This window comes from Staphylococcus sp. B1(2026) (assembly GCF_058895785.1).
In genome coordinates this window covers 11,914-25,973 of record NZ_JBZXTS010000002.1, presented here as the reverse complement: position 1 = coordinate 25,973, position 14,060 = coordinate 11,914, and the positions used below count along the sequence as shown (strand labels likewise).

At 30.4% G+C, this 14,060-nt stretch carries 17 protein-coding genes and 1 riboswitch; of the genes, 6 read left to right on the top strand and 11 right to left on the bottom strand.

What is annotated here, in order from left to right:
- Positions 1-118: 118 nt before the first annotated feature.
- Positions 119-1,624 carry a carboxypeptidase M32 gene (locus AC5EAH_RS00665; protein WP_493492813.1) on the bottom strand — a complete coding sequence of 502 codons (1,506 nt, stop codon included), beginning with the start codon at positions 1,622-1,624 and terminating at the stop codon, positions 119-121.
- Positions 1,625-1,791: 167 nt separating this feature from the next.
- Between AC5EAH_RS00665 and AC5EAH_RS00660 the strand changes: the two genes are divergently transcribed.
- Positions 1,792-1,992, top strand: coding sequence for a hypothetical protein (locus tag AC5EAH_RS00660; RefSeq protein ID WP_493492812.1), 201 nt, complete (start codon positions 1,792-1,794; stop codon positions 1,990-1,992).
- Between the two features lie 23 nt (positions 1,993-2,015).
- Here the strand turns inward: AC5EAH_RS00660 and AC5EAH_RS00655 are convergent, their stop codons facing one another.
- From AC5EAH_RS00655 to aroF, 3 genes are read right to left on the bottom strand one after another with little or no spacing between them, the layout of a single operon-like run.
- Positions 2,016-2,504: a GNAT family N-acetyltransferase gene (locus tag AC5EAH_RS00655; RefSeq protein WP_493492811.1), complete on the bottom strand. Its 489-nt coding sequence runs from the start codon at positions 2,502-2,504 to the stop codon at positions 2,016-2,018.
- 1 nt (position 2,505) lies between these two features.
- Positions 2,506-3,561, bottom strand: coding sequence for a 3-dehydroquinate synthase (gene aroB / locus AC5EAH_RS00650; protein ID WP_493492810.1), 1,056 nt, complete (start codon positions 3,559-3,561; stop codon positions 2,506-2,508).
- Between the two features lie 46 nt (positions 3,562-3,607).
- Positions 3,608-4,621 (bottom strand): 3-deoxy-7-phosphoheptulonate synthase, encoded by a 1,014-nt coding sequence (aroF, locus tag AC5EAH_RS00645; RefSeq protein WP_493492809.1) that lies wholly within the window; start codon positions 4,619-4,621, stop codon positions 3,608-3,610.
- 109 nt (positions 4,622-4,730) lie between these two features.
- Between aroF and mnmM the strand changes: the two genes are divergently transcribed.
- The 5 genes from mnmM to AC5EAH_RS00620 all read left to right on the top strand — a co-directional run bounded on the left by mnmM (position 4,731) and on the right by AC5EAH_RS00620 (position 7,446).
- Positions 4,731-5,309 (top strand): tRNA 5-(aminomethyl)-2-thiouridylate-methyltransferase MnmM, encoded by a 579-nt coding sequence (mnmM, locus tag AC5EAH_RS00640; protein ID WP_493492808.1) that lies wholly within the window; start codon positions 4,731-4,733, stop codon positions 5,307-5,309.
- Positions 5,293-5,880: a CYTH domain-containing protein gene (locus AC5EAH_RS00635; RefSeq protein ID WP_493492807.1), complete on the top strand. Its 588-nt coding sequence runs from the start codon at positions 5,293-5,295 to the stop codon at positions 5,878-5,880. The genes mnmM and AC5EAH_RS00635 overlap by 17 nt, the downstream gene beginning before the upstream one ends.
- A gap of 62 nt (positions 5,881-5,942) precedes the next feature.
- Positions 5,943-6,305, top strand: coding sequence for a globin domain-containing protein (locus tag AC5EAH_RS00630; RefSeq protein WP_493492806.1), 363 nt, complete (start codon positions 5,943-5,945; stop codon positions 6,303-6,305).
- A gap of 20 nt (positions 6,306-6,325) precedes the next feature.
- Positions 6,326-7,108: a DsbA family protein gene (locus AC5EAH_RS00625; protein ID WP_493492805.1), complete on the top strand. Its 783-nt coding sequence runs from the start codon at positions 6,326-6,328 to the stop codon at positions 7,106-7,108.
- A gap of 86 nt (positions 7,109-7,194) precedes the next feature.
- A complete protein-coding gene (locus AC5EAH_RS00620) occupies positions 7,195-7,446 on the top strand; it encodes a ferredoxin (protein WP_493492804.1) in 252 nt (83 codons plus the stop codon).
- Positions 7,447-7,470: 24 nt separating this feature from the next.
- Here the strand turns inward: AC5EAH_RS00620 and AC5EAH_RS00615 are convergent, their stop codons facing one another.
- The 7 genes from AC5EAH_RS00615 to gatB all read right to left on the bottom strand — a co-directional run bounded on the left by AC5EAH_RS00615 (position 7,471) and on the right by gatB (position 14,051).
- Entirely contained in the window at positions 7,471-8,028 is a 558-nt protein-coding gene (locus tag AC5EAH_RS00615) for an ECF transporter S component (RefSeq protein WP_493492803.1), read from the bottom strand.
- A gap of 88 nt (positions 8,029-8,116) precedes the next feature.
- Positions 8,117-8,242, bottom strand: a riboswitch (FMN riboswitch).
- A gap of 52 nt (positions 8,243-8,294) precedes the next feature.
- Positions 8,295-9,695 (bottom strand): sensor histidine kinase, encoded by a 1,401-nt coding sequence (locus AC5EAH_RS00610; protein ID WP_493492802.1) that lies wholly within the window; start codon positions 9,693-9,695, stop codon positions 8,295-8,297.
- A gap of 1 nt (position 9,696) precedes the next feature.
- Entirely contained in the window at positions 9,697-10,440 is a 744-nt protein-coding gene (locus AC5EAH_RS00605; protein ID WP_493492801.1) for a response regulator transcription factor, read from the bottom strand.
- Between the two features lie 24 nt (positions 10,441-10,464).
- Complete coding sequence (locus tag AC5EAH_RS00600; protein ID WP_493492800.1) at positions 10,465-11,190, bottom strand: pseudouridine synthase; 726 nt, start codon at positions 11,188-11,190, stop codon at positions 10,465-10,467.
- Positions 11,191-11,208: 18 nt separating this feature from the next.
- Positions 11,209-11,766, bottom strand: a complete 558-nt coding sequence (scpB, locus tag AC5EAH_RS00595; RefSeq protein WP_493492799.1) for an SMC-Scp complex subunit ScpB — start codon at positions 11,764-11,766, stop codon at positions 11,209-11,211.
- A 13-nt stretch (positions 11,767-11,779) separates the two neighbouring features.
- Complete coding sequence (locus AC5EAH_RS00590; protein ID WP_493492798.1) at positions 11,780-12,484, bottom strand: segregation and condensation protein A; 705 nt, start codon at positions 12,482-12,484, stop codon at positions 11,780-11,782.
- 139 nt (positions 12,485-12,623) lie between these two features.
- The gene (gene gatB / locus AC5EAH_RS00585; RefSeq protein WP_493492797.1) at positions 12,624-14,051 is read right to left on the bottom strand and encodes an Asp-tRNA(Asn)/Glu-tRNA(Gln) amidotransferase subunit GatB; all 1,428 of its coding nucleotides are present in this window, start codon (positions 14,049-14,051) and stop codon (positions 12,624-12,626) included.
- Positions 14,052-14,060 lie beyond the last annotated feature (9 nt).

Below are 14,060 nucleotides of genomic sequence, written 5' to 3'. Positions count from 1 at the left end.
TATACTGTTCTTACCTGTCTCATGATAATCACTCCTTCTTTATATTTGATTTTATAGTAACATTTTTTTGTAATCGCAATCAATATTAAATCAAAATAAAGAGGCTATATTTAGCCTCTTAGTGTTGGATATTATATATTTCAAAATATCTTTCTTTTTGTAATTCTAATAAATATTGTGGATTTAATGATTCTCCTGTTGCTGCTACAATTAAATCATTTGGCTTTTTAGAAGCACCGTATTGATGAATATGTGCTGTTAGCCACTCTCTTATTTGACGATAATTATCTTGTGCTAATGCTGCCTCTAAATCTATGTCTTTTAACATCGCTGTACGTAATTGGGCGGCATACATGTAACCTAATGCATATGAAGGGAAATAACCGAAACTACCACCACTCCAATGCACATCTTGTAAAATACCTTCTAAATCATTTTCTGGTGTAATACCTAAATATTCTTGATATTTATCATTCCAAATACGTGGTAACTCATTTAAATCTATCTCTTCGTTAAAAATCATTTTTTCGATTTCATAACGAATAATAATATGCAGTGGATACGTTAAACTATCCGCATCTACACGAATTAATGATGATTGTGTTTGATTTAATGCACGATAAAAATCATCTAATGAGACATGATCAAAAGCACCTTCAGTAATTTCTTGGAACAAAGCATAATTATTTTGCCAGAATAATTTGTCGCCACCTAAAATTAATTCATAAAATAATGATTGTGATTCGTGAATACCCATTGATGTCCCATTAATTAATGGCGTATAAGCATATTTCGAATCAACATTTTGCTCATAAATGGCATGTCCCGTTTCGTGAATTACGCCAAAAACAGCTGTTTTAAAATCATTTTCATACCAACGTGTCGTAATACGCGCATCATTATGATTAATGTCAGTCATAAATGGATGGACTGTATCATCTAAACGACCACGATTAAAATCAAAATCTAATTTTTTAGCAATTTCAGTAACAAAACGATGTTGTTGTGCTTTAGGTACTTTAATTGATAAAATTTCTACTGAAGAAGGTGTGCCCTTACTAGCAATTTCTTGACGTAAAGCTGTAATACCTTCTCTTAGTTCAGTAAATACCTTATCTAAAATTTCCACTGTCATGCCAGGTTCATATTGATTTAACAACACGTCATAAGCTGTTGCTTCATTTTTTCGCCATAATGGAATGAATGTCTTTAAAGTTTCAATAATTTTTTCTAATGATGGTTTAAATATACTATAATCTTTTGCCTCGCGTGCTTGCTCCCAAGCTGTATTTGATAAAGATAATAATTTAACATAAGCTTCAAATTTATCTTTTGGAATTTTACTATCTAAGTCATATGCTTCTTGCACTTTATCTAAAATTAATTTACCATCAGCTGTTAATTCTTCTGGATGTGCTTTAAAATATGTTAAAAAGTCTTCCATTTGTTTGCCTGTTGATAATTCATGCGATTTACCTGCAATATAACCTTCAACTTCTGCACGTTCTTGACTTGCACCTTTTGGCATACCTGTTAATGCATCCCATCCTAATAAATTTGCGACTTCATTTAAAAGACTAATTTCTTTTAACAATGCTCTAAATTGTTGTTCTTTTTGTTTCATCTAAATTCCTCGATTCTGTATAAAGTTATCTCTATTATACACATTTCACTTCAATTTACAAAGTAATATTCTGATTATTTAGATATTTTTTTAACTTATTAAATTAAAAGCAATATTTCTTCAATTGTGTTATGATATGATTGATTATAACACAAAGGAGTTAGTTTATGATGTCATCACTTGGATTTAGATTAGTTTTAATCAGTAGCTTACTCTGCTTTGCTTGCGTGCTTATTTTAGCTTTTTCATCTGTATTAGATGGTTTAGATAAATTAACACAAGCTGGTATTTTAGCTATTCCAATTTTTATTATGCTAATTAATAGTTTTGTTGTTTACGCTTTAATCATTAGAAAAATGAAAAAATAAGACAAGCCTCACGTGGCTTGTCTTTATTGATAACCTAAAATTACTAATGATTGGTAACCTGTTTGCATATTCGCAATATTTGGTAATCTACCAAATGGTTTAAATTGATATTTTTTTAACAATGCTAAACTTTTTTCATTAGCTTCAAAAACAAAGGCTAACAGAGTTGTCATTTGATAATGAGACATTTGTGAAATTAAAAACTGAATAATATAATGTCCTAAGCCTTGCCCTTGGTAAGCAAGATCAATATAAAAACTAATCTCCGTTGTCGCTTCATATGCTTTACGCCCATAAAACATCGAATAACTACACCATGCAACAATATTTTCTTCTCGTTCTAATACCCACAGCGGATATTTGTCACAATGTTTCACATGAAAATCAAACCATGCTTGTTTGTCTGCTACTGTCACGGATACCAAATCAGCTGTTATTTTTTTACTTTCGATATTTTGATTATATATTTCTACAATTTTTGCTAAATCTTTTTGTTCTGCTAATCTAAACATACTATTTCTCCAATTGTGTCATTACTTCTGAAATTTCCACTTTTTCAATATAACTTTGTCCTATTTGTTTCAATTTAATTAAATGTAATTGATGACCTAATATTTTTTTATCATTAACAATATAAGGTTTGATTAATGATAAGTCATCATCTGTATAGTTGACTGGTAAATAAAAATCTAATAATAATTTTTGTACACGTTGAATCGTTGATTGTGATAATTGTGGTGTTAAATCATTGATAATTTGCATACCAACAGCAATGGCCTGACCATGTGAATAATGTTGATAATGTGTTGCCGCTTCTAAAGCATGACCAAATGTATGACCATAATTTAATTTTAAACGTTCACCTTTATCTTTTTCATCTTGTTCAACAACTTGACGCTTCAAATCACAACAACGCCAAATAATATTATCTATTTGCGTCATTATTAATGATCGACTATTTAATTGCTCTAATTGTTCAAATAATTGTTGATCTAAAATACATCCATATTTAATGACTTCTGCCATGCCATCATTAAAATAATAATCAGGTAAAGTCGTTAACATTAGTGGATCGATTAATACGATCGATGGTTGATAAAAAGCACCGACTAAATTTTTACCTTGTGGTAAATCAATACCAACTTTACCACCCACACTACTATCAACCTGTGCTAATAGTGACGTAGGCATTTGAATAAATTGGATGCCACGCAAATAAGTTGCCGCAACAAAGCCAGCAATATCACCTACAACACCTCCACCCATTGCTAAAATAGCATCACTCCTTGTTAATTGAAAAGTCGTTAATTGTTGATAAATTGACAATAATTGTTGAAAATTTTTAGTCGTTTCACCAGCAGGTAAGACAATTTTTAAAACTTGATAATGTGATGATAATAGTTTAACTAATGGTTCACCATAATAACTATCTACATTGTTATCTGTCATCACGACTATTTTTTGCCCTGAACAATGAGGTACTAAATAATCTGTTACCTGATAAAATAAACCTTGTCCAATTAAAATATCATATTGATGATGACTGACATTGACATTTAATTTTTTCATAGTTTTCCTTTCTAAATTAAAGAGAGGTTAGTTAACTTTATCGTTACTAACCTAATTGTTTATTTTCAATTTTTAATAATGTTTTAATTACTAACATCATATCATGAAATTGCGCTGGTGTTAATGATTGTTGCCCATCAGATAAGGCGTTTTCTGGATCATGATGCACTTCTACTGTTAAACCATTGGCACCTGCCATAACACCTGCTTTAGCCATTGGCGGCACTAAATAAGTAAAGCCACCTGCATGACTTGGATCTAAAATAATAGGTAAATGCGACAATTTTTGAATAACTGGTACAGCTTGAATATCATAAACATTTCTTGTTGTCGTATCATAACTACGAATACCACGTTCACATAAAATAACTTGTTGATTCCCACCAGCCATAATATATTCGGCAGACATTAGCCATTCTTCATAACTAGCACTTAATCCACGTTTTAACAAAATAGGTTTATCGACTTGCCCCAATGCTTTTAATAAATCAAAATTTTGCATATTTCTAGCACCTACTTGAATTACATCTACTGTATCCATAAAATCATCTAAATGTGCTACACCCATCAGTTCTGATACAACAGGTAAACCTGTTAATTGTTTAGCTTGTTGTAATAATTTTAAACCTTCTACACCTAAACCTTGAAAACTATAGGGCGATGTTCTTGGTTTATAAGCACCACCTCGTAACATTGTGGCACCTGCTTCTTTAACACTTTGTGCAATAGTTAATAATTGTTGCTCATTTTCTACTGAACATGGACCAGCAATCATCGCAAAATGATCACTGCCTACTCGTGTATTATCTATTTTAATAATTGTATCATGTGGATGTATGATCCGACTTGCCTGTTTGTAAGGTGCTTCAATTGGCATAGTATACTTCACATATTTTAATGATTCAATTGCTTTAGGTATTATATCTGTACGACCAATAATGCCTAAAATAATACTCTCTTGTCCCATATTAACTTGAACTTGGCAACCTGTGTCTTCGATTTGATGAACTAATTGATTTAATTCACGATCACTTATATTTTTTTCAATTACTACAATCACAAAAAATTGCCTCCGTTTCGATTATTGATAACATTCTTTGCACCTTCAATTCATTATATGGTACAATTTTATAACTATCTATGTCAACTAATTTAGAAAGGTGATAACGATGTTACACAATGCACTACAATTTAGTCATGCTTTATTAAGACAATTTATTAAAAATGGTGATACTGTCATTGATGCAACCATGGGTAATGGTAATGACACTTTATTGTTATCCGAACTTGTTGGTAAAGAAGGCTATGTTTATAGTTTCGACATACAAGAAGCTGCTTTAATCGCTACCGAACAAAGATTAAAACAACAAGCCCGATTTAATAATACAAAATTAATTTTGGATTGTCACAGTCATACAGAACGCTATGTTCATTCACCAATTTCATCAGCTATTTTTAATCTAGGTTATTTACCTAAAGGTGACCATCATATTACGACTACATTCTCAACTACTCAGTTAGCAATCCAACAAATGTTAAATTTACTCTTACCTAAAGGCATTATCATTTTAGTACTTTATAGCGGTCACGATAATGGTGCTGAAGCACAAGCAATCTTAAATTTCACACAACAACTAGATCAACAATTTTATAATGTATTACATTATCATTTTATTAATCAACGTAATTGCCCACCACAAGTCATTGTTATCGAAAAAAAAGAGGTCAAACATGAAACAAAATATTGAAATAGAATATAAAAATTTATTAACTACTGCTCAATATCAAGCTATCTATAATATTTATCAACTTAATGATGAAACAGCCATTGATCAAACTAATTATTATTTTGATACACCTGATTTTTTATTAAAACAACATCATAGTGCTTTACGTATTCGTCATTATTTAGATCATTATGAATTAACTTTAAAATCTCCAGTAGCCGTTGGTAAATTAGAACAAACGATTTTACTACAAGCAGAGCAGGCACAGCTTATTTTAACCGATGCTCAATTGCTACCTGAAGCAATGCACGAGTTATTAACCAATATGAATATTAACGTACAAGATTTGCAATGTTTTGGTAGTTTGCGTACCATTCGTTATGAAAAACAATTATCTACTGGTCTATTAGTACTTGATCATAGCTTTTATGAAGGTATCGAAGATTATGAATTAGAATTTGAAGTAACTGATGCACAGCAAGGTTTACAAGATTTTAAAGCTATTTTAGCTCAATTTCAAATTAAGTCACAACCAACACCAAACAAAATCAAACGCTTAATCACACATATTGAAAATAAACAATCAAAATAGTTGTCTTATTTCCTTATTCCTATTAAACTGAAATTATAAATTTCAATAAGGAGTTGGAAATTTTGGCTACATTATATGAAACCGTAGGTAGTGAAAATATTGACAAAATTGTTAATGAACTCTATGATATTATTTCAAAAGATACACGAATTAATGATTTATTTAAAAATATTGATGAAACAAAACGACGTCAAAAGCAATTTTTAACACAATTTTTAGGTGGTCCTATTGATTATAGTAATGAACATGGCGATCCAAAATTACGTCGAGTTCATCAAGCAATACCATTATCACGTCAAGAAGCCATTGCTTGGCTAGAAGATATAAAATTAGCAATTAGTCATACAGATATTTCTCCAACTATTCAACATTTAATTTTAGAGAAATTGTCTACGATGGCTCAGCATTTTATTAATAAATACTAAATAAAAAATAAGGAGAGTATATGCTATTTGGAAAACAACAGCTTATTCCAAAAACTTGCTCTTCTGGCAAGTTTTTAGAACTTTATGCTTTTTTTAACCCCTTCGATATGACGGGATGGAAAATAGAACCAATTTTAAAACGTTTAGCTTTCGATTTTGGTAAAACATTAACTATAAGACGTGTCATTCACTTACCACTATCACAATGCAACGAACAGACATTAGCAACACAATTTTTAGTTTCTGCTTATAAGGCTGCACAAATGCAAGGATTAAAAGCAGCAACATCATTTTTATATCATTGCCAAGCTAATATATTATTAGGTTACGATATAACACAAGCACAAATTATCTTTGATTGTGCAAAAAAATCTAATTTAGATATGATAGAATTCCATTCAGATTTAAATTCGCCTCGTGTTCATGACTTAATGCGTAAAGATTTATTAATCGCTAGAGAAATGTCAATTACCGATACACCTACTTTTGTATTTTTCGGTAGTGATGAACAAGACGAAGGTATCAAAGTAGATGGTTTACAAAATTATGATATTTATCGTATGATTTTACAAGAATTACTTCATGAAGATAACTTGCCATTACATACCCCATTAAGTATTATTGATTTTATCAAACAATATCATACAGTATCTGAATATGAAATGATGATTATTTTTGATATTTCTCGCCAAGAATTACAACATCAATTAAAAAAATTCCAATTACAAAGACTAATTGAACCTTTTCAATGTGATACAAGTAATGACATTATTTGGCAATATAAAACATCACTATCTGTTTAATTCAAATAAGCCACCATTTGTCGGTGGCTTATTTGAGTTAAAGCAATTAAATATGCTATACTTCATATCATAATGGAGGTTTCAAAATGATAAAATTTACTAAGGTTGATCGAGACTTATGTATTGCTTGTGGTGCTTGTAATATTGTAGCACCTGACATTTTTGACTATACTTTAGATGGCTTAGCTTATGCAACTTTAGACAATAATGTTGGTCAAACAGCAATTACTCATCACGATTTATTACTACAATTACAAGAAGCAGATAGTGTTTGTCCAACAGATGCCATTATGGTGCAAAACACAGTTTTTGAAGATGATGGAAGCATTAATATTTAGCAATAAAGCATCGAAAAGATTGTTTTAACAATCTCTTCGATGCTTATATAATATCGGATAAACTTTATAATACGCTAGTGAAAAAGTTAATATTGAAATTACACCTTTAATCAAATTAAAGGGTACAATACCTGCTGAAATAATCACTTTCATATTATCAGTTAAATTGCTTAAATTAGTAATCATACTGTACATCGGTAATAAAACAAAATAATTCATTAATACCATCACTAATACTAAACTACTAATCGTTGCAATAGATAATAGTATATATTGACCTTTGTTCTTACTCATTTTAATTGTATAGTAAAAACCTAAAGTTAAAATAATGCTTGCTAAGAAACTCGCTACGACGCCTACTGGCTCATGCGAGATAAGCATAAAATACAAGCTACTTTTTAATAAGCTTGTTGCAAGTGCTGCCATTGGTCCAAAAATAAGTGCAATAATTACCACTGGTACATCACTAAAATCTAATTTTAAAAATGGTGGTAAAAATGGTAATGGAAAATCAAAAACCATTAAAATAAATGCCATTGTACTTAAAATTGAAATAATTAACAATCTCCTTGTTTTTAACATAAAAAATACCCTCTTTCTTAATTATCTTACAGAAAAAGAGTTTATATTTGCATAGCAAAAAAACTTACTATGTAATGAATATAAGTAACTCTATCTTCTTCCATCCAGACTATAACTGTCGACTTTGGAATTACACCAAATCAATCTTTATAACTATAAAGACTCGCGGGTTGTTACCGCCGATTGGGAATTTCACCCTACCCCGAAGATAATTATTTTATTACTTATACTATATAATTTTTATTCTTTAAAGTCAACGTTATCGCTTATTCACAATATACAGGTAAAGCAAAAGTAAATCTTGTACCTTCACATGTATCACTAGTGACTTTTATATAACCTTTATGTGCTTGAACAAAACTTTGCGCAATAGCTAAACCTAATCCAGTCCCATTTTTTTCTCTTGTTCTTGCTTTATCTACTTTATAAAATCGATTGAAAACATAAGGTAAATCTTCTTGTGGAATGCCTTTACCATTATCTGCAACCGCTACTTCTATATGATCTTTATTCGACGATAATTTTATCGTCACGGTAACTTTATTGTTAGTATAACGCATGGCATTATCTAATAAATTATGTAATACTTGTTCAATTCTGTCGCTATCAAAGACGACCGTATATTGTTCACCTACATAAGAACGAATTGATAAATCAATATTTTCATTAATAGCTGTTTGCTTAAATTTATATGTTACTTTATGTATAAAATTAATGATATCTTGTTCTTCACGATGTAATCTAAATGTACCACTTTCCACTTTACTTAAATCTAATAACTCATTAATTAAACGTGTCATACGATGCGCTTCATCATTAATTATGTGTACAAATTCTTGTGTTTCAGCTTCATTGCTAAAGCCATCTAAAATTGCTTCACTATACCCTTGAATCATACCAATTGGCGAACGCAATTCATGAGATACATTAGATAAAAAGTCATTTCTTAAAATAATACTTTTTTGTTCTTCTGACAAGTCTTGCATCACTAATGCTAAATTCTCACCTGTTGCTATTTTAGAAATTTGTTGTGCTAAAATAACACAGTTATAATCTTTACTTTTTAATACAATAGGTTCAATTGGTTTTGACAGTATCATAGATTTTTTAATATATTCTGATAAAGTATGTCGATCTGATTCGTTTAATAAAGCCATTAAATTATTAGCACGCTTATTGACATAAGTCGATATTGTTTCTCTTATCAACATAATACCCATTGGTAAATTACCAACAATAGTAACAAATTTCTGATTAGATTGCTCGATTGTTTTTACTTGTTGCTGTAATAACTCTTGCATACGATTAAAATCATCTGATAATTGTGCTACTTCATCTTCACCCACAACAGGTAAACGCATTGAAAAATTACCTTCTCCAACACTTTGAACTGCTTGTTGTAATTGTAATAAAGGCGCTGTAATACGTTTAGATAAATACCATGCAAAAATTGTTGTGACTAGACTGACCACAACTAACATTAACATAAAACTAATAATGACATAAGATGAAATCGTCGCTGTCGTTTCTATTTTAAATTTATTAAACACGCCTAAAAAAATAAAATAAACGATAGCTAAAACAATACCTATTAACGACATAATCGTTAGCCATAACTTGATAACAATACTACTAGATATTTTATGATATAAATGACTGTGTTTCATATTATTTTTGTCTACCTATGGGATCAATTAATAAAGAATTTGGTGTAGAGAATTTATAACCCACGCCCCATACAGTCGCTATTAACGCTGAAGCTTCTTCAGATACTTTACCTAACTTTTCTCTTAAACGTTTAATATGTGTATCTACGGTACGTAAATCTCCAAAAAATTCATAATGCCAAACTTCTTTTAATAATTCTTCACGTTCATAGACTTTTTCTGGTGTACGAGCTAAAAATAATAATAATTCATATTCTTTAGGTGTTAAAACTAATTCTTGTCCATCGCAAATCACTTTATGTGCATCAATATCGATAATTAAAAAATCATAGACTAATATATCCTTAGCGTAAGCTTCTGGAGTAAATTTTTGTGTTTTTAATGAACGTCGTAAAATCGCTTTAACACGCAAAACAACTTCTCTCGGGCTAAATGGTTTCACGATATAATCATCTGCACCCAATTCAAAACCTTCTACTCGGTTGTGTTCTTCTCCTTTAGCTGTTAATAAAATAATAGGTGTTGCTTTCATTTTACGTACTTCACTTAAAACAACTAATCCTTCTAATTTAGGCAACATAATATCTAACAAAATACAGTCATAGTCGTTTTTCAAAGCTTTTTCTAAAGCTTCTTCACCTTCTTCTGCTTCATCAATTGTATAGCCTTCTCTCTCTAAATACATTGTTAATAAACGACGAATACGTGCTTCATCATCTACAATTAAAATCTTTTCTCCTGCCATCATTCTTCCTCCATCATTTCTTAATTATTTACCAGAAAGTGCTAAAGAACGTAATTTTTTCACTTCATGCGGCGTTAATTCACGAATATCACCGGCATTTAATCCTTTTAAAGTTAAATTACCAACTGATTCACGTCTTAATTTCAATACAAGATGTCCTACAGCTTCAAGCATTTTACGAACTTGACGATTTCTACCTTCATGAATCGTTAAAGAGATAATTGACGTATCCTTCTTTTTATCTAATGAAATTAGTTTAGCTTTAGCTGGCGCTGTTTTTTTATTGTCAATCATAACTCCTTTTTCTAATTTACGTAAAGTTAATTTTTCAGGAATACCCTTTATTTTAACGATATATGTTTTAGGAATTTTAAATTTAGGATGTGTAATTAAATTAGTGAATTCACCGTCATTTGTCATAATCAATAAACCAGAAGTATCATAATCTAATCGTCCAACCGGATAAACTCTATCTGAGAAATCAGTAAAATAATCTGTTACGCTTTTACGTCCACGATCATCTCCTACACTTGAAATAACACCTGTTGGTTTATATAAAATATAATACACTTTTTGTTGATTTTCTACCATTATATTGCCTACAATGATTTCATCACTAGCCTTAACTTTAATTCCTAATTCTGTAACAATTTGACCATTAACACGCACTTGACCTTCTAAAATTAATTGTTCAGCTTTTCGACGTGAAGTAATCCCGGCATTTGCTATGACTTTTTGTAATCTTTCCATTTATAATATCTCCAATATCTATGATTTATCATCATTTAAAAATAAGTCTAATTGCTGTGATAAATTATCTTCATAAGTAAGTTGTGGTAATTCTTCTAATGAAGTTAAATCAAAACAATTTAAAAATTCTGTTGTCGTTGTGAAAAGTCTTGGTCGCCCTATTTTATCAGAGCGTTTTTTAGATACAATTAAACCTTTTGTTAATAAAGTATTAATTGGTCCATCAGATGCTACACCTCTAATTTCATCAACTTCTAAGCGCGTAATAGGTTGTTTATAAGCAATAATCGACAAAGTTTCTAATGCTGCTGGACTTAAGCGATTAATATTTTTTCGATAAACTGCTTTTTCAATAATTTCTTGATATGCCGCCTGTGTCATTAATTTATATAAATCTCCATACTGTTTCACTTGTAATGCACTGGGTTGACGTTTATCATAAGCTCTCATAAATAAATCCATTTGTTGTCTTGTTGCTGCTTGACTTAAATTTAATAACTCTGCTAAGTCTGCTAATAATAATCCTTCGTCTCCATGAACATACAATAACGCTTCTATTTGTTCAAAATATTGCATGCATACCTCCATATTATTTGCTAATATATATTTCTTTGTTATGTTCTTCTACATTAATTTGATTTTGTTTTAATAATTCAAGCATCGCTAAAAATAATGTAATCATATAAGCACGAGAGCCATGCTGATAAACTAATTCATTAAATTTAATACGTGATTTGACTAATAATTTCTCTTGTAATTCTTGTATCACCACATCTATAGAAATTTCCTCACGATGCACTAATTTTTCAGAAGGGTAATGTAATAATTGTTTATTTAATACACGTTCAAAAGCTTGCACTAATAAATTTACTTCCATTTTTAAAGGTTCTGTATAGTGAATTTGCACTTCTACTTCTGTCGGTGCTTTACTAAATAACTGCTCTCTTTGTTGTTTTTTAAAGGACAATTGTGAAGCTGCTTGTTTAAATTGTTGATATTCCACTAATTGTTGTACTAAAGTTTCACGTGGATCATCATACACTTCATCAATCATCATTTCTTCATGTACCGGCAAAATCATTTTACTTTTAATTAATAATAACGTAGATGCCATGACTAAATATTCAGCCGCTATATTTAATTCTAATTGCTGCATACTATGTAAATAGTCTATATATTGTTCTGTCAATATTTTAATAGGAATATCAAAAATATCAATCTCCATTTTATTAATTAAATGGAGCAATAAATCTAATGGACCTTCAAATACATCTAATTTTACTTCGTAAACCATATTTTTACCTCAAAATGTTATCTGTCCCTTATTATAGTAGACCTGTTGTTAAAATACAAGGGGCGTCAGTCGATTATCAAAATGATAATAAGGCATGATAATAAACTATCATGCCTTATTTAAATAATATGCTATTGTTTTAACGTTTATTTATTTCAGTTAATAATAATTGATTAATTAATTGTGGGTTGGCTTGTCCACGTGAAGCTTTCATGATTTGACCTACTAAGAAGCCAATTGCACGATCTTTACCGTTTTTAAAGTCTTCAATTGATTGTGGATTATTATCTAATGCTTCTGTTACCCAAGCTAATAATTGTCCTTCATCAGATACTTGTACTAAACCTTTATCTTTTACGATTTGTTTGGCATCGCCACCATTTTCAATTAATTCCACGAATACTTTTTTAGCAATTTTACTTGAGATTGTACCATCAGTAATTAACTTAATCATTCCGGCTAAACCTTCAGGTGTTAATGCTGTTTGTGATAAATCTTTTTGTTCTTTATTTAAATAGGCATTAACATCACCCATTAAGTAATTAGATGCTAATTTAGCATCTGCGCCTTCAGCTACAACTGCTTCAAAGAAATCAGACATTTCTTTTGATAAAGTTAATACATGTGCATCATATGCTGGTAAACCTAAATCATCTTGATAGCGTACACGACGTGCATCTGGTAATTCAGGAATTTCAGATTGTACACGTGATAACCATGCATCATCAATAACAATATCTACTAAATCTGGTTCAGGGAAATAACGATAATCATCTGACCCTTCTTTAACACGCATTAATTTAGTTGTACCTGTTGCTTCATCAAAACGGCGTGTTTCTTGATCAATTACACCACCTGATAAAATCACTTGTTCTTGACGCTTTTCTTCAAATTCTAAACCTTTTCGTACGAAAGTAAATGAATTTAAGTTTTTCAGTTCTGTTTTAGTACCAAATTCTTTTTGCCCTACTGGACGAATAGAAATATTCGCATCACAACGCATTGAACCTTCTTCCATTTTGACGTCTGATACACCTGTATATTGAATAATAGAACGAATTTTTTCTAAATAAGCATAAGCTTCGGCAGGTGTTGAAATATCTGGTTCAGATACAATTTCAATTAATGGTGTTCCTTGACGATTCAAGTCAACTAAAGAATAACCTTGTTTATGTGATAATTTTCCAGCATCTTCTTCCATATGTAATCGTGTTATACCAATACGTTTAGTATACCCATCTACTTCGATGTCTAGCCATCCATTTTCTCCGATAGGTTTATCAAATTGTGAAATTTGATAAGCTTTTGGATTATCAGGATAAAAATAATTTTTTCTATCAAATTTTGTTTCTTGATTAATTGTCATGTTTAATGCTAAAGCTGCTCTCATTGCCCAATCTACTACTTGTTGGTTAACAACAGGTAATACGCCAGGATAACCTAAATCAATCACATTAGTATTTGTATTAGGTTCTGCACCAAAATGTGCAGGCGACGGAGAGAAAATTTTTGAGTTTGTTTTTAATTCTACATGGACTTCTAGTCCAATTACCGTTTCAAAATGCATTTTAATCCT

What these genes read in the sequence shown, in the direction of transcription:
- AC5EAH_RS00665 (WP_493492813.1), bottom strand. Translation starts at nt 1,624, where the DNA reads ATGAAACAAAAAGAACAACAATTTAGAGCATTGTTAAAAGAAATTAGT.
- AC5EAH_RS00660 (WP_493492812.1), top strand. Translation starts at nt 1,792, where the DNA reads ATGATGTCATCACTTGGATTTAGATTAGTTTTAATCAGTAGCTTACTC.
- AC5EAH_RS00655 (WP_493492811.1), bottom strand. Translation starts at nt 2,504, where the DNA reads ATGTTTAGATTAGCAGAACAAAAAGATTTAGCAAAAATTGTAGAAATA.
- aroB (WP_493492810.1), bottom strand. Translation starts at nt 3,561, where the DNA reads ATGAAAAAATTAAATGTCAATGTCAGTCATCATCAATATGATATTTTA.
- mnmM (WP_493492808.1), top strand. Translation starts at nt 4,731, where the DNA reads ATGTTACACAATGCACTACAATTTAGTCATGCTTTATTAAGACAATTT.
- AC5EAH_RS00635 (WP_493492807.1), top strand. Translation starts at nt 5,293, where the DNA reads ATGAAACAAAATATTGAAATAGAATATAAAAATTTATTAACTACTGCT.
- AC5EAH_RS00625 (WP_493492805.1), top strand. Translation starts at nt 6,326, where the DNA reads ATGCTATTTGGAAAACAACAGCTTATTCCAAAAACTTGCTCTTCTGGC.
- AC5EAH_RS00620 (WP_493492804.1), top strand. Translation starts at nt 7,195, where the DNA reads ATGATAAAATTTACTAAGGTTGATCGAGACTTATGTATTGCTTGTGGT.
- AC5EAH_RS00615 (WP_493492803.1), bottom strand. Translation starts at nt 8,028, where the DNA reads ATGTTAAAAACAAGGAGATTGTTAATTATTTCAATTTTAAGTACAATG.
- AC5EAH_RS00610 (WP_493492802.1), bottom strand. Translation starts at nt 9,695, where the DNA reads ATGAAACACAGTCATTTATATCATAAAATATCTAGTAGTATTGTTATC.
- AC5EAH_RS00605 (WP_493492801.1), bottom strand. Translation starts at nt 10,440, where the DNA reads ATGGCAGGAGAAAAGATTTTAATTGTAGATGATGAAGCACGTATTCGT.
- AC5EAH_RS00600 (WP_493492800.1), bottom strand. Translation starts at nt 11,190, where the DNA reads ATGGAAAGATTACAAAAAGTCATAGCAAATGCCGGGATTACTTCACGT.
- scpB (WP_493492799.1), bottom strand. Translation starts at nt 11,766, where the DNA reads ATGCAATATTTTGAACAAATAGAAGCGTTATTGTATGTTCATGGAGAC.
- AC5EAH_RS00590 (WP_493492798.1), bottom strand. Translation starts at nt 12,484, where the DNA reads ATGGTTTACGAAGTAAAATTAGATGTATTTGAAGGTCCATTAGATTTA.
- gatB (WP_493492797.1), bottom strand. Translation starts at nt 14,051, where the DNA reads ATGCATTTTGAAACGGTAATTGGACTAGAAGTCCATGTAGAATTAAAA.